The sequence below is a fragment of the Pseudomonas sp. KK4 genome (genome assembly GCF_001984065.1).
Lineage (GTDB): Bacteria > Pseudomonadota > Gammaproteobacteria > Pseudomonadales > Pseudomonadaceae > Aquipseudomonas.
Genome location: NZ_LYVP01000034.1, coordinates 22,097 through 38,747, shown reverse-complemented (window position 1 = coordinate 38,747; position 16,651 = coordinate 22,097). Strand labels below are relative to the sequence as shown.

At 62.7% G+C, this 16,651-nt stretch carries 16 protein-coding genes; 14 read left to right on the top strand and 2 right to left on the bottom strand.

The genetic code is table 11. The features are described 5' to 3' along the window. Nucleotides 1–2: 2 nt before the first annotated feature. The 7 genes from B0W55_RS13910 to B0W55_RS13880 all read left to right on the top strand — a co-directional run bounded on the left by B0W55_RS13910 (nucleotide 3) and on the right by B0W55_RS13880 (nucleotide 9,054). Nucleotides 3–863, top strand: coding sequence for an ABC transporter ATP-binding protein (locus B0W55_RS13910; protein WP_077046552.1), 861 nt, complete (start codon nucleotides 3–5; stop codon nucleotides 861–863). A gap of 22 nt (nucleotides 864–885) precedes the next feature. After that, nucleotides 886–1,752 carry an ABC transporter permease gene (locus B0W55_RS13905; protein WP_077046551.1) on the top strand — a complete coding sequence of 289 codons (867 nt, stop codon included), beginning with the start codon at nucleotides 886–888 and terminating at the stop codon, nucleotides 1,750–1,752. Between the two features lie 180 nt (nucleotides 1,753–1,932). Continuing rightward, complete coding sequence (locus tag B0W55_RS13900; RefSeq protein WP_077046550.1) at nucleotides 1,933–2,850, top strand: LysR family transcriptional regulator; 918 nt, start codon at nucleotides 1,933–1,935, stop codon at nucleotides 2,848–2,850. A 329-nt stretch (nucleotides 2,851–3,179) separates the two neighbouring features. Further along, nucleotides 3,180–4,712, top strand: coding sequence for an MFS transporter (locus tag B0W55_RS13895; protein WP_077046549.1), 1,533 nt, complete (start codon nucleotides 3,180–3,182; stop codon nucleotides 4,710–4,712). 27 nt (nucleotides 4,713–4,739) lie between these two features. Then, entirely contained in the window at nucleotides 4,740–5,807 is a 1,068-nt protein-coding gene (locus B0W55_RS13890) for an HlyD family secretion protein (protein WP_077046548.1), read from the top strand. Next, nucleotides 5,804–7,366, top strand: a complete 1,563-nt coding sequence (locus tag B0W55_RS13885) for an efflux transporter outer membrane subunit (protein ID WP_077046547.1) — start codon at nucleotides 5,804–5,806, stop codon at nucleotides 7,364–7,366. Before B0W55_RS13890 ends, B0W55_RS13885 begins: the two co-directional genes overlap by 4 nt. 104 nt (nucleotides 7,367–7,470) lie before the next feature. Next, the gene (locus B0W55_RS13880; protein WP_077046546.1) at nucleotides 7,471–9,054 is read left to right on the top strand and encodes a glycosyltransferase family 39 protein; all 1,584 of its coding nucleotides are present in this window, start codon (nucleotides 7,471–7,473) and stop codon (nucleotides 9,052–9,054) included. 9 nt (nucleotides 9,055–9,063) lie between these two features. Here B0W55_RS13880 and B0W55_RS13875 read toward each other — a convergent pair whose 3' ends face one another. Then, on the bottom strand, nucleotides 9,064–9,822 hold the full coding sequence (locus B0W55_RS13875) for a slipin family protein (RefSeq protein ID WP_077046545.1): 759 nt from the start codon (nucleotides 9,820–9,822) through the stop codon (nucleotides 9,064–9,066). A 2-nt stretch (nucleotides 9,823–9,824) separates the two neighbouring features. After that, nucleotides 9,825–10,358 carry an NfeD family protein gene (locus B0W55_RS13870; protein ID WP_175645505.1) on the bottom strand — a complete coding sequence of 178 codons (534 nt, stop codon included), beginning with the start codon at nucleotides 10,356–10,358 and terminating at the stop codon, nucleotides 9,825–9,827. Between the two features lie 195 nt (nucleotides 10,359–10,553). On the opposite strand from B0W55_RS13870, the gene B0W55_RS13865 reads away from it, so the two are divergent. The 7 genes from B0W55_RS13865 to B0W55_RS13835 all read left to right on the top strand — a co-directional run bounded on the left by B0W55_RS13865 (nucleotide 10,554) and on the right by B0W55_RS13835 (nucleotide 16,651). Then, on the top strand, nucleotides 10,554–11,015 hold the full coding sequence (locus tag B0W55_RS13865) for an aminoacyl-tRNA deacylase (RefSeq protein ID WP_077046543.1): 462 nt from the start codon (nucleotides 10,554–10,556) through the stop codon (nucleotides 11,013–11,015). 131 nt (nucleotides 11,016–11,146) lie between these two features. After that, nucleotides 11,147–11,392, top strand: coding sequence for a DUF2789 domain-containing protein (locus B0W55_RS13860; RefSeq protein ID WP_077046542.1), 246 nt, complete (start codon nucleotides 11,147–11,149; stop codon nucleotides 11,390–11,392). A gap of 226 nt (nucleotides 11,393–11,618) precedes the next feature. Then, a complete protein-coding gene (locus B0W55_RS13855; RefSeq protein ID WP_077046541.1) occupies nucleotides 11,619–12,047 on the top strand; it encodes a MarR family winged helix-turn-helix transcriptional regulator in 429 nt (142 codons plus the stop codon). Further along, nucleotides 12,044–14,116 (top strand): FUSC family protein, encoded by a 2,073-nt coding sequence (locus B0W55_RS13850; RefSeq protein WP_077046540.1) that lies wholly within the window; start codon nucleotides 12,044–12,046, stop codon nucleotides 14,114–14,116. Before B0W55_RS13855 ends, B0W55_RS13850 begins: the two co-directional genes overlap by 4 nt. Then, a complete protein-coding gene (locus tag B0W55_RS13845; protein ID WP_077046539.1) occupies nucleotides 14,113–14,322 on the top strand; it encodes a DUF1656 domain-containing protein in 210 nt (69 codons plus the stop codon). The genes B0W55_RS13850 and B0W55_RS13845 overlap by 4 nt, the downstream gene beginning before the upstream one ends. After that, nucleotides 14,319–15,206 carry an HlyD family secretion protein gene (locus B0W55_RS13840; protein WP_077046538.1) on the top strand — a complete coding sequence of 296 codons (888 nt, stop codon included), beginning with the start codon at nucleotides 14,319–14,321 and terminating at the stop codon, nucleotides 15,204–15,206. Before B0W55_RS13845 ends, B0W55_RS13840 begins: the two co-directional genes overlap by 4 nt. Next, nucleotides 15,203–16,651 carry an efflux transporter outer membrane subunit gene (locus B0W55_RS13835; RefSeq protein WP_077046537.1) on the top strand — a complete coding sequence of 483 codons (1,449 nt, stop codon included), beginning with the start codon at nucleotides 15,203–15,205 and terminating at the stop codon, nucleotides 16,649–16,651. The genes B0W55_RS13840 and B0W55_RS13835 overlap by 4 nt, the downstream gene beginning before the upstream one ends.

Genomic DNA, 16,651 nt, shown 5'->3' with positions numbered 1-16,651 from the left:
TCATGAACGCCCCTTTGCAAGGCCACACGGTCAGCAAACCGAACGCAGCAACCCAGGCGTTGCTGTCGGTCGATAACGTCAGCCTCGAATACCGCACGCCCCAGCGTGTGGTGCGGGCGACCCATCAAGTCAGTTTCGAGATCGACCCGGCGGACCGTTTTGTATTGCTCGGCCCATCGGGATGCGGCAAATCGACGTTGCTCAAGGCCGCTGCCGGGTTCATTCAGCCAGTGGAGGGCGAGATTCGTCTGCAAGGCCAGCGCGTGGAAGCGCCGGGGCCGGACCGGATCGTGGTGTTCCAGGAGTTCGATCAATTGCCGCCGTGGAAAACCGTCAAACAGAACGTGATGTTTCCACTGCTGGCTTCCAAAACCCTCAAGCGCAAAGAGGCCGAAGAGCGAGCGCTCCACTACTTGGAAAAGGTCGGTCTGGCGGCGTTTGCCGATGCTTATCCGCATACCTTGTCCGGCGGCATGAAAGCGCGAGTGGCGATCGCCCGAGCCCTGGCGATGCAGCCGAAAATCCTCCTCATGGACGAACCCTTCGCCGCCCTCGATGCGCTGACCCGGCGCAAGATGCAGGAAGAGTTGCTGTTGCTGTGGGAAGAGGTGCGCTTCACGCTGTTGTTCGTCACCCACTCGATCGAAGAGGCGCTGGTGGTGGGCAACCGCATCCTGTTGCTGTCGCCGCACCCGGGGCGGGTGAGGGCAGAGGTGCACAGTCACCAGTACGATCTGCACAGCCTCGGTGGCGTGGCATTCCAGGAATCGGCGCGGCGCATTCACCGGTTGTTGTTCGATGAGGGCCAGTCGCCGCAAACCGAGCGCGAACTGGATTTCGCCGACATCCGCATCGCTTATTGAGCCAGTGTTCGAGGAGGGCCCGATGAGCCATTTATCATCCCCGCGTGAAGAGTTCGAAACCGTTCTGCAGCCACTCACCAGCGTGCCGCTGGAGCGTGAACTGCCTCTGAGTCAGCGCCTGTGGCAACAGGGCTGGATTCGCAAAAGCCTGATCCTGATATTGCTCGCGGTGCTTTGGGAAGTAATCGCCCGCGTGCAGAACAACGACTTGTTGCTGCCAAGCTTTCTGCAAACCGCCAGTGCGCTGTACGACGGTCTGCTCAGCGGCGAGTTGCTCGGCAAGGTGTGGATTTCCCTGGTGGTACTGGTCAAGGGCTACTTGATCGGCATCGTCCTGGCGTTCGGCCTGACCACCCTGGCGGTGTCGACCCAGTTCGGTCGCGACCTGCTCAGTACCCTGACCTCGATGTTCAACCCGCTGCCGGCCATCGCGCTGTTGCCGCTGGCGCTGCTGTGGTTTGGCCTGGGGCAGAACAGCCTGATTTTCGTGCTGGTGCACTCGGTGCTGTGGGCGCTGGCGCTGAACACCTATGCCGGGTTCCTGGGTGTGTCGGAAACCCTGCGCATGGCCGGGCGCAACTACGGCCTCAAGGGCATGCGCTTCGTGCTGTTCATCCTGATCCCGGCGGCGCTGCCGTCGATCCTCGCCGGCCTGAAGATCGGCTGGGCGTTTGCCTGGCGCACGCTGATTGCCGCAGAACTGGTGTTCGGTGCGACCAGCGGCAAGGGTGGGTTGGGCTGGTACATCTTCCAGAATCGCAACGAGCTGTACACCGACAAGGTATTTGCCGGGTTGGCGGTGGTGATTCTGATTGGCTTGCTGGTGGAGAACCTGGTGTTTGATTCGCTGGAGCGGGTGACGGTGAAGCGTTGGGGCATGCAGCGCTAGGTTCTCTGGCGCCTGTTCCGGCCTCTTCGCGAGCAAATCCGCTCCCACAGTTGGGCCAACTCGGTTCAATGGTGGGAGCGGGCTTGCTCGCGAAAGCGGCCGACCAATCACCGCCGATCCAGCGAGCATGTTTGCTAGCATTGCGTCTGAATCATCTCCGATCAGACACGAGTGCCCGCCATGCAACTCCCAGACATGAACCTGCTGATCGCCCTCGATGCCTTGCTCGACGAGGGCAGTGTGGTCGGCGCGGCGCGACGAATGAACCTCAGCCCGGCCGCCATGAGCCGGACCCTGACGCGCATTCGCGAGGCCATCGGCGATCCGATCCTGGTGCGCGCCGGTCGTGGCCTGGTACCTACCCCCAAGGCGCTGGAGATGCGCGAGCAGGTGCGGGATGTGGTGGAGCAAGCCGCGCATCTGTTTCACTCGGCCCGTGTGGTGGACCTGAGCAATTTGCGTCGGCGCTTCAACATCAGGGCCAACGATTTTTTCATCGGCATCTACGGCGGCAAGCTGTTCGACACGCTCGATCGCCAGGCGCCGCACTGCGAATTGCGCTTCGTGCCCGAAGGCGACGGTGATGACGAAGCCTTGCGTGAGGGCCGCATCGACCTGAGCGTCAGCAACAATCGGCCGCTGATGCCGGAAGTGAAAGTGCAGACCCTGTTTTCCACGGTGTTCGTCGGCCTGGTGCGTGAAGACCATCCCCTGCTCGATGAAGAAATCACCCCTGAGCGCTTCGCCCGGTATTCGCATATCAGCATGTCCCGGCGCGGCATCGCCCGCGGGCCGATCGATACGGCCCTCAATGCCTTGGGGCTGGAGCGGCGGGTGGCGCTGATCGCACCGAGTTTCCATGCGGCGATGTTCGCCCTGCCCGATACCGACCTGATTCTGCCGGTGCCCAGGGAAACCATTCTGAGCGTGCGGCGCCTGGGCATGAAACTGCGCTCGTTCACCCTGCCGGTGCCATTGCCCACCGTGATGCTGACCCAGGCCTGGCACCCCCGATTCGACAACGACCCCGCCCACCGCTGGCTGCGCGAGACACTCAAGCGCTGTTGCGAAGAGACGTGGCAGGCGGCGCAGGGCTGAGCCCATCCTGTGAACGGCGACAAACCTGTGGCGAGGGAGCTTGCTCCCGTCGGGTCGCGAAGCGGCCCTGAAAAGCGAGGGCCGCTTCGCAGCCCAGCGGGGATAAATCCCCTCACAACAAGGTTTTTTTGTTGCATGGAGGCCACTGCGCTAACACCTATGGATGGTGGTTCAGGCGCTCACGCCGATGTTAGTTTCCTTTCCCTTGCTCATAAGCAGCCATCCACTGATTGCTGCGCACGACGCACTTATAAATTGCCAATAAGTCAGTTTTCGTAACGGGTCGGTATTCGTAGACTGGCGCCAATCTTTTTTGGAGTCTTGAACCGATGACCTCTCTGACGGCCACGGCGCCTTTGGCTGCGCCAACGCCAGCCGCCGCACCAATGGTGTTTGGACCCCGGATCATCATCGGCCTGGTGGGCGTACTGCTGGCGGTGCTGGTGGCGGGCCTTAACGAGATGGTGACCAAGGTCGCCCTGGCTGATATTCGCGGCAACCTGGGCATCGGCTACGACGAGGGCACCTGGCTGGTCGCCAGCTACGCCGCGACCTCAGTGGCCGCCGCAGCCTTCGCCCCGTGGTGCTCGGTGACCTTCTCGTTGCGCCGCTTCACGCTCTATGCGATCAGCGCATTCATCCTGTTGGGGGTGCTGTGCCCGCTGGCGCCGAACTACGAAAGCCTGCTGGTGCTGCGTACCTTGCAAGGCCTGGCCGGTGGCGCGCTGCCGCCGATGCTGATGACCGTCGCCCTGCGTTTTCTGCCACCGGGCGTGAAGCTCTACGGCCTGGCCGGTTACACCCTCACCGCCACGTTCGGCCCGGGCCTGGGTACGCCGCTGGCGGGGCTGTGGACCGAGTATGTCGGCTGGCAGTGGACCTTCTGGCAGATCGTCGTGCCCTGCCTGATCGCCATGGTCGCGGTGGGTTATGGCATTCCCCAGGACCCACTGCGGCTGGAGCGTTTCAAGCAGTTCAACTGGCGTGGTCTGCTGCTGGGTTTTCCGGCGATCTGCATGCTGGTGATCGGCATTGTCCAGGGCAATCGCCTGGATTGGTTCGAGTCGGACCTGATCACTGCGTTGCTGGTCTGTGGCTCGTTGCTGCTGGTGGCGTTCCTGATCAACGAGTGGTCGCAACCGATCCCGTTTTTCAAGATGCAGATGCTCGGCATCCGCAACCTGTCGTTCGCCCTGATCACCCTGTCCGGGGTGCTGGTGGTGTTGTCGGCGGTGGTCATCATTCCGTCGAGCTACCTGGCGCAGGTCCAGGGTTATCGCCCGGTGCATACCGCGCCGATCACCCTGCTGGCGGCGTTGCCGCAGTTGATCGCACTGCCGTTGGTGGCGGCGCTGTGCAACCTGCGCTGGGTCGATTGTCGCTGGGTGCTGGGCATCGGCCTGAGCATGCTGATCCTGTCCTGCATCGGTGGATCGCAGCTGACGTCGGAATGGATTCGCGACGACTTCTACGTGTTGCAACTGTTGCAGATCTTCGGCCAGCCGATGTCGGTGCTGCCGCTGCTGATGCTTTCCACCGGCAGCATCAACCCGATGGACGGGCCGTTCGCCTCGGCCTGGTTCAACACGGTCAAAGGCATGGCCGCAGTGATTGCCACCGGCGTACTGGACACCCTCACCACCGCGCGGCTGCATTTTCACTCGACGATGCTGGTCGATCGCCTGGGCAATTCACCGCTGGCCGAATCCGACAGCGCCGGCCTTGCCCACCAATTGCATGAACAGGCGGTGGTGCTGACCGCCTCGGACCTCTACCTGTGCATGGCCGGCATCGCCGTGGCGTTGATCCTGCTGATTTTCTGGATGCCGACGCGGATCTTTCCGCCCCGCGCACCGACTTGAATGCTCCACTGAAACTGAAGGTTTTTTATGACGACTCAATCGAAGCAAAAAGTGGCCGTGGGCGTTGCCGTCGTGATTGCGGTGGGCGCGTTTGTTTATCTGATGGTGCCCGGCCTGTTCGGCCAGCGCACGCAGCAAACCACCAATGACGCCTACGTCTCGGCGGACTACACCCTGGTGGTGCCGCGCGTGGCCGGCTTCATCAAGCAAGTGCTGGTCGAAGACAACGAACAGGTCAAGGCCGGCCAGTTGCTGGCGCTGATCGACGACCGCGACCTGCGTGCCGCCGCCGATGCGGTCAGTGCCGAAACGCTGGTGGCCAAGGCGCAGTTGGAAAATGCCCGGGCGACCCTTGAACGTCAGGCGTCGGTGATTGCCCAGGCCCAGGCACAAGTGGTGTCGGCCAAGGCTGAACTGGCCTTCGCTGAACACGAGCTCAATCGTTACGACCACCTCGCCGGCGTCGGCGCCGGTACGGTGCAAAACGCGCAACAGGCCCGTACCCGCATCGATCAGGCCAGTGCCCGCTTGACCAATGTCACGGCGGTGCTGGCCGCCGAACGCAAGCAGGTGGACATTCTCACCGCTCAGCGCGACGCCGCCGAAGGTGGCTTGAAACGGGCGCAGGCCAAGCTGGAAATCGCCAGTTTCGACCTGTCCTACACACGCATCGTCGCGCCGCAGGACGGCATGATCGGCGAGCGCGCCGTGCGGGTCGGCGCCTATGTCACGCCGGGCAGCAAACTGCTGGCGGTGGTGCCACTGGCCCAGGCCTATGTGGTGGCCAACTTCCAGGAAACCCAATTGACCCACGTGCAGCCGGGACAAGACGTGCAGATTCGCGTCGATACCTTTGGCGGCGCCGCGTTGAACGGGCGTGTCGAGAGCATTGCACCGGCCACCGGCGTGACCTTTGCATCGGTCAAGCCGGACAACGCCACCGGTAACTTCACCAAAGTGGTGCAGCGGATTCCGGTGAAGATCGTGCTCGAACCGGGCCAGCCACTGGCCGAGCGGTTGCGGGTGGGGATGTCGGTGGTGGCGAACATTGATACCGCCAGCACCGGTGCCAAACATGAGGTGGCGCAGCAATGATCCTCAATAATCACCGTTCCCTGTGGCGAGGGAGCTTGCTCCCGTCGGGCTGCGAAGCGGCCCCAACATCCCGGAGTGCTGCGCACTCTGACGGGAGCAAGCTCCCTCGCCACAAGTTGCCCATTCAGGCATTGACCATCGGGCTGAGCTTGCTTGCATTGAGCGCCTGCACCGTTGGCCCGGACTTCCTGAAGCCCGAAGCCCAACAAGTCAGCGAATGGTCCAAACCCTCAAAACCCGCCGCCAGCCAGGCCGTCGCCGAGACCCTGAACGAACGCTGGTGGGAAGTGTTCAACGACTCGAAACTGTCGGCACTGAGCCAGCGCGCCCTGACTGACAATCTCGACCTGAAACTGGCGAGCAGTCGCCTGGAGCAAAGCCGCGCCGTGCGTCAGGTGACCACCGCCGACCGTTATCCGACCACAGCCGCCACGGGCAGTTACAGTCGTGAGCGCAACAGCGGCAAAGGCTTGAGCGACCCTTCCGGACACAATGGCAACTCGGCGTTCAACCTCTGGGATAGCGGTTTCTCCGCGTCCTGGGAGCTGGACTTCTGGGGCCGGGTGCGCCGCGAAACCGAAGCTGCCGATGCCACCTTAGAGGTCGCGGAAAACGATCGGCGTGGCGTACTGCTGTCGGTCCTCGCCGAAACCGCCCAGGACTACATCCAGTTGCGCGGCGTGCAAAACACCCGGGCAGTTACCGAGCAGAACCTCGAGGTGGCCCGTCACAGCCTGAAGCTGTCGCAACTGCGCCTGGGCGATGGCGTCGCCACTGACCTGGACGTAGCCGAAGCCGCCGCACAAGTGGCGGCCATCGAATCGCGCCTGCCGGCGCTGGAGCAACGCCAGGCTCAATTGATCAACGCCTTGAGCCTGCTGATGGGCGAACCGCCCCAGGCGCTGGCGTCCGAATTGTCGGCCGACGCGCCAGTACCGCAAACGCCGCGCCAGGTCGCCATCGGCGTGCCGTCGCAACTGGCCGAGCGTCGCCCGGACATCCGCCAGGCCGAGGCCCGCCTGCATGCCGCGACCGCTAGCATCGGCGTGGCAAAAGGGGATTTCTATCCGCGTATTACCCTGTCGGGCAGCATCAGTTCGCAAGCCATGCAGTTGAGTGATTTCGGCTCGTGGGGCTCGCGCGCATTCGGCATCGGCCCGCAATTTTCACTGCCGTTGTTCGACGGCGGACGCTTGCGCGGCGTGCTGAACCTGCGCGAAGCCCAGCAACAGGAAGCGGCCATCGCCTACCAGCAAACCGTGCTGCGTGCCTGGCATGAAATCGACGACCAGTTGAGCGCCTATAACGCCAGCCAATTACGCCGCGACAGCCTGGCTGAAGCCGTGCGCCAGAACCAGATCGCGCTGCAAACCGCACAACGGCAATACACCGAGGGTGTGGTGGACTTCGTCAACGTACTCACCGTACAGGGTGCGTTACTGACGACCCAGGAGCAGTGGGTCGAGAGCTCCACCGGCGTGTCACTGGCGGCGGTCGGGTTGTACAAGGCACTGGGCGGCGGATGGCAGTCGGTGTATCCGCTGGCGGCGCAACGCTGAGTGCCCAGTGCTCACTTCATCGATTCACCGTCCCGGACGGCGACGTTGCGCGAGCAGTGGCCTAGAGTGAGCTGAATATTCGACGGTGTGGGTGAAAAGCGATCATGGATGGGCAAAGCAAGGCGCCTCTGGTCAAGCCCCGCCGATCCGACGCCAACCGCCCGGTGCCTGGCTGCCAGGTGTGGCCGCACGCCTGGCTGGGCGCTGTGCTTATCCTGATGCTGGCCGTGGTGGCGCGGTTTTATGATCTGACGGCTTCAGCGATCTGGGGTGATGAAGGCTCCAGCCTGCTGATGAGCCGCTACACCCTCAGCGGCATTTGGTTTCATGCTGCGCACGACGTGCACCCGCCGCTGTATTTCATGCTGCTCCATGCCTGGATCGAGCTGTTTGGCGATGGCATGTTCTCGATACGCAGCTTGAGCGCGTTGCCGGGCGTTGTCGCCGTCGTGCTGGGCGTGTGGCTGGTGCGACTGATCGCCACTTCTCGTGCGGCACTGCTGGCAGGGTTGATGCTGGCGCTGTTGCCAACCGCCGTGCGCTACAGCCAGGAAGTGCGCATGTACTCGTTACTGGGCATGTGGCTGCTCGGCGCGACGATTGCGCTGGTGTACTGGGTCAAGCAACCTCGCCGTAAGCGGGCACTGGTGGTTTACACGCTGCTGATGAGCGCCGGGTTTTACACTCACTATTTCACTGCGTTGTGCGTGCTGGTCCATTGGGCGTACCTGCTGGTGCTGAGCTTGCAGCCCGGCCATCCTCTGAAACACATCAATCGTCCGGCCTGGTGGGTCGCCAATATCACCATCGTGGCACTGTTTGCACCGTGGGTGCCCGGTTTGATCGACCTGATCGAGCATATGGACCAGCTCAAGGCCAACGGAGATGTAGGCTGGGAGTTGCCGGTGACGTTCAGCTCCCTGCCATCGATGGCGTGGAGTTTCCTGATTCAGGACGACGGGGAAAGCCTGCCCTGGCTGCTATTCGGCGCCATGCCGCTGCTGTTGCTGGCAGTGATTTTGCTGACAGTGATGCGTGACCGCAGTCGCTATCGCGGGAGTGTCCTGCTGGCACTCTACACCCTGTTACCGCTGGTACTGATTTTTCTGATTTCGTTCATTTCGCCGGTGTTCATCGAGCGCTATCTGACGGCTTATGCGCTGGGGCTGCCGCTGCTCATGGGGCTGGTGATCGACCGCTTGCTCCATGGGTTTCGCGTGCTGGCGTTCGGGTTGCTGGCACTCTTTGTCGGGACCGAATTGATAGGGCTGAAAATCAATACCACGGTGGATGTGAATGACCAGACGAGTGTGATGGTCGAGTTTGTGAATCAGCGCTTTGTACCGGGCGACCGGATCGTCATCAGTGACATGCTCTGGTACCTGAGCTACGTCTACTACAACCGCACCGATGCGGTGCCAATGCTCTACACGCCGCCCTCGGCAACGGGGGCTTCCAGGCGGCCGAACGCCTACGGGTTCGGTACCTTGGTGGTCAATGAAGCGAGCCGGATCTACCTCGATCATCTCAGTCAGTTACCCATGGGAACCGGCCGTGTCTGGTTGATCAGCACGGCCGATCAACCGGACGAATTCGCGCCGCTGCCGATTGGATGGCAGAAAGTGTGCGAGACCGAGGCGGGAAACAATCGAGCACGCCTGTTCGTCATGGGCTCCGAACCGCGCTGATGGCAATGTTCAAGGTTTCGCAGATAAGTCCGCCATGCCCTTGAGCAACTCGATCGGCAGCGGAAAGACGATGGTCGAGCTCTTGTCGCCAGCGATCGAGCTCAGTGTCTGCATGTAGCGCAACTGCATGGCACCCGGCTGGCGGCCGAGCATTTCGGCGGCCTGCATGAGTTTTTCCGAAGCCTGCAATTCGCCTTCGGCGTGGATCACCTTGGCCCGGCGTTCGCGCTCGGCTTCAGCTTGCCTGGCGATGGCGCGGATCATCGATTCGTTGAGGTCAACGTGCTTGATCTCGACATTGGCGACCTTGATGCCCCAGGCGTCGGTCTGGGCGTCGAGCACTTGCTGGATGTCGATGTTCAGCCGTTCCCGCTCGGCCAGCAGTTCATCGAGTTCGTGCTTGCCAAGCACGGCGCGCAGGGTGGTTTGCGCCAGTTGGCTGGTGGCCATGAGGAAATCCTCGACCTGGATGATCGCCTTCTGTGGATCCAGCACACGAAAGTACAGCACGGCGTTGACCTTGACCGAGACGTTGTCGCGGGTGATCACGTCCTGGGCCGGTACGTCGAGCACGATGGTGCGCAAATCGACGCGGACCATTTGCTGGATCACCGGGATCAACAGGATCAGGCCCGGGCCCTTGACCTGCCAGAAACGACCGAGCTGGAACACCACCCCACGCTCGTATTCGCGCAGGATGCGGAACGTCGCGCTGGCCAGGGCGATCAGCAACAACAGAAGCGCGGCGAAACCCACTTGCAGGCCCATGGTCATTCTCCAACCGATACCGCGTCAGTCGCGGCCACTTCCAGCATGAGTCCCTTGCGAGCCATCACCTGCACGCGCTGCCCGATCTGCAACGGCTTGGCGCTCGACACCTGCCAGCGCTCACCCTGCAAATGCACCCACCCGTGGCAGGTATCGCCGGCCTGCACCGCCAGCACAGGCGCCACGCTGCCAAGCAATCCGGCATCGCCGCTGACGGCGTGGCGTGGTCGGGTTTTCAGGGCGCGGATCAGCAGGAAAATCAGCAACAGCGCACTGAGCAGTCCCAGGCCGATCATCAGGGGCACGGGCAGTTCGGCATTGGTCAGGATGAGCGCGCCGATCACGAACATCACGATCCCGCCCAGGCCGATCAGGCCATAGTTGGGCATGGTCGCCTCGGCGATCAGAAACGCGATGCCGAAGGTGATCAGCCACATGCCTGTGGGGGCGGGGGAGGTCAGTCCAGCCGTGTCCGCAGCGAGGGCGCAGCTGCTCGCCACCATCAACCAGGCCATGGCACAACAACGGGTGTTCACGTGACCCTCCGGGAGAGTCGGTGGGGTTCTGTATACAGTCTAGTTGACGCGCCGGTTGTATGAATTTTACTCAAATACCGAAGTGTCCAGTGGGCGGATTTCCCGGCGGATTGTTCTCTCGGGCCTAGACTTTCACTACGAACAAAGGCGTCAACCAACGCCCGCCAAGCGTCATGGCGGACACCGAGGTGCATCATGCGTATGGCAAGAACCGTGCAGCGCAGCCTGGAAAAGGCTCAATGCAGCTATGACATCGTCACCCACCCCCATTCGGCCAGCAGCCTGGAAACAGCGCGAGTCGCAGGCATTCCGGCCGAGCGGGTGGCCAAATCGGTGATCCTCGACGACCACCATGGGCATTACCTGATGGCGGTGCTGCCCGCCAGCCGTCACCTGGACCTGAGTAAAGTCCGCAGCAGCGGGCAGTGGCAGGTATCGCGCGAAAGCAACCTGCCGCATCTGTTCGAAGACTGTGAACGCGGCGCGGTGCCCGCCCTGGGCGAAGCCTATGGGTTGGACGTGGTCATCGACCCGCTGCTGACCCGGCAGAAAGACATCTACCTGGAGGCCGGCAACCACATCAACCTGCTGCACATGAACATGCCCGACTTCCTGAAAATGGTGCCCCATGCGGAGGTGCGGGAGTTGAGTCATTGAGTCTTGCAGTGCTTTGACTGCCGCCATCGCGGGCAAGCCCGCTCCCACAGTATTTGCGCATGTCCCTGTGGGACCGGGCTTGCCCGCGATGGCCGCGCAGCGGTCCCTCAATCAATTCGCTGGAGCCCAACATGGAAAACCCGACCCACAGCCTCCCCTCCCTGTTCAAACAACTCGGCCTGCCCGACGACGCCGAAAACATCGACAAATTCATCGCCACCCATTCACCGCTCAAACCGGAACTGCACCTGGCAGACGCCTTTTTCTGGAGCCCGAGCCAGGCGGATCTGCTGCGCAATGAGATTCTGGATGATGCCGATTGGGCGGAGGTGGTGGATCAGCTGGATGTGATGTTGAGGAAGGGGCGGGGGGCTTAGAGGCCCTTCAGTTGTAGGAGCGAGCATGCTCGCGATGGTCGCCAACGATAACGCTGAAAGCCTGATACCCCGCGGCGTACTGAGGTTCATCGCGAGCAAGCTCGCTCCTGCAGCCAGCTAATTCATTTCAAAACTTGACGAAAAATCCCTGCAAATGCGATATTGATAGTTAGCAAACTAACAGTGTGGGCATTTTCTCGTGCCGAATAATCTCGACGCTCTCCAGATGAACATCAGTAGCTCCATGGTGGTGGCTGCGCGGCATTGGCGAAAAATCTGCCAGACCACGCTGGTCAACTATGGCATCTCCGAAGCCTGTGCCGTCCCGTTGTTGATGATCGGGCGCCTGGGGGAGGGTGTGCGTCAGGTGGCGGTGGCGCAGGCGGCGGGGATGGAGAGTCCGTCCCTGGTGCGTCTGCTCGATCAGCTGTGTCATTCCGGCTATGTGTGCCGCACCGAAGACGCCCAGGACCGTCGCGCCAAATGCCTGAGCCTGACCGACACCGGCCGGGCGCTGGTGCAGAAAGTGGAAATCGAACTGGTGCGCCTGCGCAATGAAGTGCTCGAAGGCATCGACCAGCGCGATCTGGAGGCGGCGCTGCGCGTGCTCAAGGCGTTCGAGTCGGCCAGTCAGTTTCCGGCGGCCCAACCGTGAGCGGTTTCTTCAGCGGAATGCCCCCGGCGCGGGACTGGTTCTACGGCGTGCGGACCTTCGCCGCGTCGATGATCGCCTTGTACATCGCCATGCTCATGCAAATGCCCCGGCCTTATTGGGCGATGGCCACGGTGTACATTGTGTCCAACCCGTTTCTCGGCCCGACCACGTCCAAGGCGCTGTACCGGGCGATCGGTACCTTTCTCGGCGCCGCGGCGGCGGTGCTGTTCGTGCCGATGTTTGTCCAGAGCCCTTATGTGCTGGTGCTGGTCATTGCGTTGTGGACGGGCACGCTGCTGTTCCTGTCCCTGCACCTGCGCACCGCCAACAATTACGCTTTCATGCTCGCCGGCTACACCTTGCCGCTGATCGCCCTGCCGGTGGTGGACAACCCGTTGGCGGTGTGGGACGTGGCCGAAGCGCGCACCGAGGAAATCTTCCTCGGCATCGCCGTTGCGGCGGTGGTGAGTGCGATGTTCTGGCCACGGCGGCTGGCGCCGGTGTTCAAGGACTCGGTGAGCAAATGGTTTGCCGAGGCGTCGACCTACAGCCTGCGTTTTCTCAGCCGCGATGTGCGACCGGAGGAAGTCAGCGGTTTGCGCACATCGATGGTCGCGACCTTCAACAGCCTGGAGCTGATGATCGGCCAGCTGCCCCACGAGGGCGCCCGCCCGCAAACCGTGCGCAACACCAAGGAACTGCGCGGGCGCATGATCCACCTGCTGCCGGTCATCGATGCCCTCGACGACGCACTCTATGCCCTCGAACGACGTACGCCCGAGCTTGTGGACAAGTTCGCGCCCATGCTCGCCGCCGCCAGCGAATGGCTGCAGCACAAAGATGCCGACATCGAGCGCTGGCAGGCCTTGAAAGATCAGCTCGAGGCCCTGCAACCCAGTGCCCAAGCGCTGGAGGATCGCAGGCAGCTGCTGTTTTCCAACGCCTTGTATCGCCTCGGCGAATGGATCGATCTGTGGCAGGACTGCCGCAGCCTGCAGATCGCCATCGAGTGCGAAAACCAGGACAGCTGGCGCGCGGTTTACCGGCATTGGCGTCTGGGGCGGCTGACGCCGTTTCTCGACCGTGGCCTGATGTTGTATTCCGCCGCGTCCACCGTCAGCGCGATCATCGTGGCCTCGGTGCTGTGGATTCTGCTCGGCTGGACCGATGGCGGGGCCGCAGTGATTCTGGCGGCGGTGTCGTGCAGTTTCTTCGCCTCGATGGACGACCCGGCGCCGCAGATCTACCGGTTCTTTTTCTGGACTGCGATGTCGGTGTTGTTCGCCAGTCTTTACCTGTTCCTGGTGCTGCCGAACCTGCATGATTTCCCGATGCTGGTGCTGGCATTTTCGGTGCCGTTCATCGTCGTCGGTACGCTGACGGTCAAGCCGCAATTTTACCTGGGCATGCTGCTGACGCTGGTCAACACCTCGTCGTTCATCAGTATTCAGGGTGCCTACGACGCCGATTTTCTCAGTTTTGCCAACTCCAACCTGGCCGGTCCCGTGGGCTTGCTGTTCGCCTTTGTCTGGACCCTGATCGCCCGGCCGTTCGGCGCCGAACTGGCGGCCAAGCGCCTGACCCGATTCAGCTGGCGCGACATCGTCAGCCTGACGGAACCTGCATCCCTGGCCGAACATCGGCAACTGGGCGTACAGGTGCTCGATCGCCTGATGCAGCACCTGCCGCGTCTGGCCATCACCGGCCAGGACACCGGCATCGCCCTGCGCGAAGTGCGTGTGGCGCTGAACATGCTGGACCTGCTCGCCTATACGCCGCGCATTCAAGGTGCACCGCAGGCCCTGCTGCGCCAGGTGGTGGTCGAGGTGGGGGAATACTTCAAGGCCTGCCTCAAGGCCGGCGAGCGCTTGCCGGCGCCAAGCCCTCTGCTGATGACCATGGACCGCGCCCGTCGCGCCCTCGGCGGTGCCGGCGATGACGAAACCCGACTGCACCTGTTGCACGCCTTGAGCGGCTTGCGCCTGGCGCTGTTGCCCGGCGTTGAATTCGTCGGTTCCACCGAACTCGAAGAACCGCTTCCCCATGGCATCGATGGAGCGCCTCTATGATCGGAGATCTGGACATCAGCGGTGTATTCCTGCCCACGCTGCTGGTGCTGATGGGCATCACCTATCTGTTTTACCTGTTGGTGCACGGGTTGCTGACACGCTTGCACTTTTACCGTCTGGTCTGGCACCGGGCATTGTTCAACGTGGCTCTCTACGCCTTGCTGCTTGGCGTGGTGGACTCACTCAGTCGATACCTGATGACATGAAAAAACCTTTTTTAACCCTCGGCCGAGTGGTTCTGACCCTGTTGATCGTGACCTTCGCCGTCGTCGTGGTGTGGCGCATGGTGATGTATTACATGTTTGCCCCCTGGACTCGCGATGGGCACATCCGCGCCGACATCGTGCAGATCGCGCCGGACGTGTCCGGGCTGATCCAGCAGGTGGACGTGACCGATAACCAGCAGGTCAAGCGCGGCCAGGTGCTGTTCAGCATCGATCAGGACCGCTTCAAACTGGCCCTGCGCCAGGCGAAAGCGGCGGTGGCCGATCGCGAGGAAACCCTGGCCCAGGCCCAGCGAGAAGCCAAGCGCAACAAAGGCCTGGGTAACCTGGTGCCGACCGAGCAGATGGAAGAAAGCCAGTCCAAGGTCGCCCGTGCGCAAGTGGCGTTGATGGAAGCCCAGGTCGCGGTGGACAGCGCCCAGCTCAACCTCGACCGCTCGGTGATCCGCAGCCCCGTGGACGGCTATGTCAACGACCGTGCGCCGCGTACCCAGGAATTCGTCAGTGCCGGTCGTCCGGTGCTGTCGGTGGTCGACAGCAACTCCTACCACATCGACGGTTATTTCGAAGAAACCAAACTGGACGGCATTCATGTCGGCCAGAGCGTCGACATCCGGGTGATCGGCGACCGTGCGCGGTTGCGTGGGCATGTGGTGAGCATCGTCGCCGGTATCGAAGACCGCGATCGCACCAGCGGCAACAACCTGCTGCCCAACGTCAACCCGGCCTTCAGCTGGGTGCGCCTGGCCCAGCGGATTCCCGTGCGGATCGCCTTCGACGATGTGCCGGCAGACTTCCGCATGATCGCCGGGCGTACCGCCACTGTGTCGATCATCGCAGACACGCAACGGGAGCCCGCGCAATGACCAGGGCCTCGGGTGTGGCGGTCGCGGGATTGGCCTTGATGCTGTCGGCGTGTCAGGTGGTCGGGCCGGACTATCACCTGCCGGACGAGGCGGCCATCCAGCGCAAGGATTTGCAGGGCGAACTGGCCGTCGACGGCAAACCGGTGGTTTCGGCACCGGTGCCCGCCGATTGGTGGCGACTGTATCAAGACCCGCGGCTGGACCAGTTGGTACAGCAGGCCATGGCGTCCAACACCGATTTGCGCGTGGCGGCGGCCAGCCTGTTGCGGGCGCGTGCTCAGGTTGACCAGGCCGAGGCGGCCGGTGGCTGGAGCGGCGGGGTGAAGATGGGCGCCCAGCGTTTGCAGGAGTCCGGCGAAGCGTTTCTGCTGCCGGAAAAGGTGCCGGTCGCCAACATCGGCGATATCGGCATCAGCGCGTCCTATCAATTCGACCTGTTCGGCACCTTGCAGCGTGGCATCGAAGCGGCCAAGGCCAATGCCGACGCGACCCAGGCCGCCGCCGACACCGCGCGCATCACCCTGGTGGCCGATGTGGTCCGCGCCTACACCCAGGTGTGCGCGGCCAACGAAGAGCGGGAGATCGCCCAGCATTCCCTCGATCTGCAATCCCAGAGCACCACACTGATCCAGCGTCTGCGCGACGCCGGGCGCGGCGATGAAACCCAGGTCACCCGTTCGCAGACCCAATTCAAATCCCTGCGCGCCGACATGCCGCGCTATGAAGCGGCGCGTCAGGCCGGGCTGTTCCGCCTGTCGATGTTGCTGGCCAAACCGGTGGATCAATTGCCGGCCGGCACCGCGACCTGCGCCGAACTGCCGAAAATCGCCCAACGGCTGCCGGTGGGCGACGGCGCGTCCTTGCTCAAGCGTCGTCCCGACATCCGTCAGGCCGAGCGCCGATTGGCCGCCGCGACCGCCGGTATCGGCGTGGCCACCGGCGAGCTGTATCCGGACATTCGCATCGGTGCGACCATCGGTACTGTAGGTATTCTGGAAAATCTCGGTGAGCCATCCACCAATCGCTGGGGCTTCGGGCCGTCGCTGACCTGGAACGTACCGACCAACGGCGCCCGGGCGCGCATCCGCGAGGCAGAAGCCATCACCCAGGCGACGCTGGCGCATTTCGATGGTGTGGTGCTCAACGCCATCCGCGAAACCCAGACCAGCCTGGCCCAGTACTCGGCCTTGCTGCAGCGCCGCGATGCCCTGGCGGACGCCGAGCAGTCGGCCAAACAGGCGGCCGATCAGACGCATCGCTTCTTCCAGGCCGGGCGCGAGTCGTTCCTGGCGGACTTGCAGGCCACCCGCACCTACACCGACGTCACGGCGCAACTGGCTTCGGCGAACACCCAAGTTGCCATGAGCCAGATCGATCTGTTCCTCGCCCTGGGCGGTGGTTGGGAAAGCGGACGAACGCAAGCGTCGAACTCCGGCAAACCCTGA

Excerpts from the sequence above, each read along its gene's own strand:
- B0W55_RS13880 (WP_077046546.1), top strand. The coding sequence starts at position 7,471 with ATGGATGGGCAAAGCAAGGCGCCTCTGGTCAAGCCCCGCCGATCCGAC.
- B0W55_RS13840 (WP_077046538.1), top strand. The coding sequence starts at position 14,319 with ATGAAAAAACCTTTTTTAACCCTCGGCCGAGTGGTTCTGACCCTGTTG.
- B0W55_RS13860 (WP_077046542.1), top strand. The coding sequence starts at position 11,147 with ATGGAAAACCCGACCCACAGCCTCCCCTCCCTGTTCAAACAACTCGGC.
- B0W55_RS13890 (WP_077046548.1), top strand. The coding sequence starts at position 4,740 with ATGACGACTCAATCGAAGCAAAAAGTGGCCGTGGGCGTTGCCGTCGTG.
- B0W55_RS13900 (WP_077046550.1), top strand. The coding sequence starts at position 1,933 with ATGCAACTCCCAGACATGAACCTGCTGATCGCCCTCGATGCCTTGCTC.
- B0W55_RS13875 (WP_077046545.1), bottom strand. The coding sequence starts at position 9,822 with ATGGGCCTGCAAGTGGGTTTCGCCGCGCTTCTGTTGTTGCTGATCGCC.
- B0W55_RS13835 (WP_077046537.1), top strand. The coding sequence starts at position 15,203 with ATGACCAGGGCCTCGGGTGTGGCGGTCGCGGGATTGGCCTTGATGCTG.
- B0W55_RS13845 (WP_077046539.1), top strand. The coding sequence starts at position 14,113 with ATGATCGGAGATCTGGACATCAGCGGTGTATTCCTGCCCACGCTGCTG.
- B0W55_RS13865 (WP_077046543.1), top strand. The coding sequence starts at position 10,554 with ATGCGTATGGCAAGAACCGTGCAGCGCAGCCTGGAAAAGGCTCAATGC.
- B0W55_RS13885 (WP_077046547.1), top strand. The coding sequence starts at position 5,804 with ATGATCCTCAATAATCACCGTTCCCTGTGGCGAGGGAGCTTGCTCCCG.
- B0W55_RS13905 (WP_077046551.1), top strand. The coding sequence starts at position 886 with ATGAGCCATTTATCATCCCCGCGTGAAGAGTTCGAAACCGTTCTGCAG.
- B0W55_RS13855 (WP_077046541.1), top strand. The coding sequence starts at position 11,619 with ATGAACATCAGTAGCTCCATGGTGGTGGCTGCGCGGCATTGGCGAAAA.
- B0W55_RS13910 (WP_077046552.1), top strand. The coding sequence starts at position 3 with ATGAACGCCCCTTTGCAAGGCCACACGGTCAGCAAACCGAACGCAGCA.
- B0W55_RS13895 (WP_077046549.1), top strand. The coding sequence starts at position 3,180 with ATGACCTCTCTGACGGCCACGGCGCCTTTGGCTGCGCCAACGCCAGCC.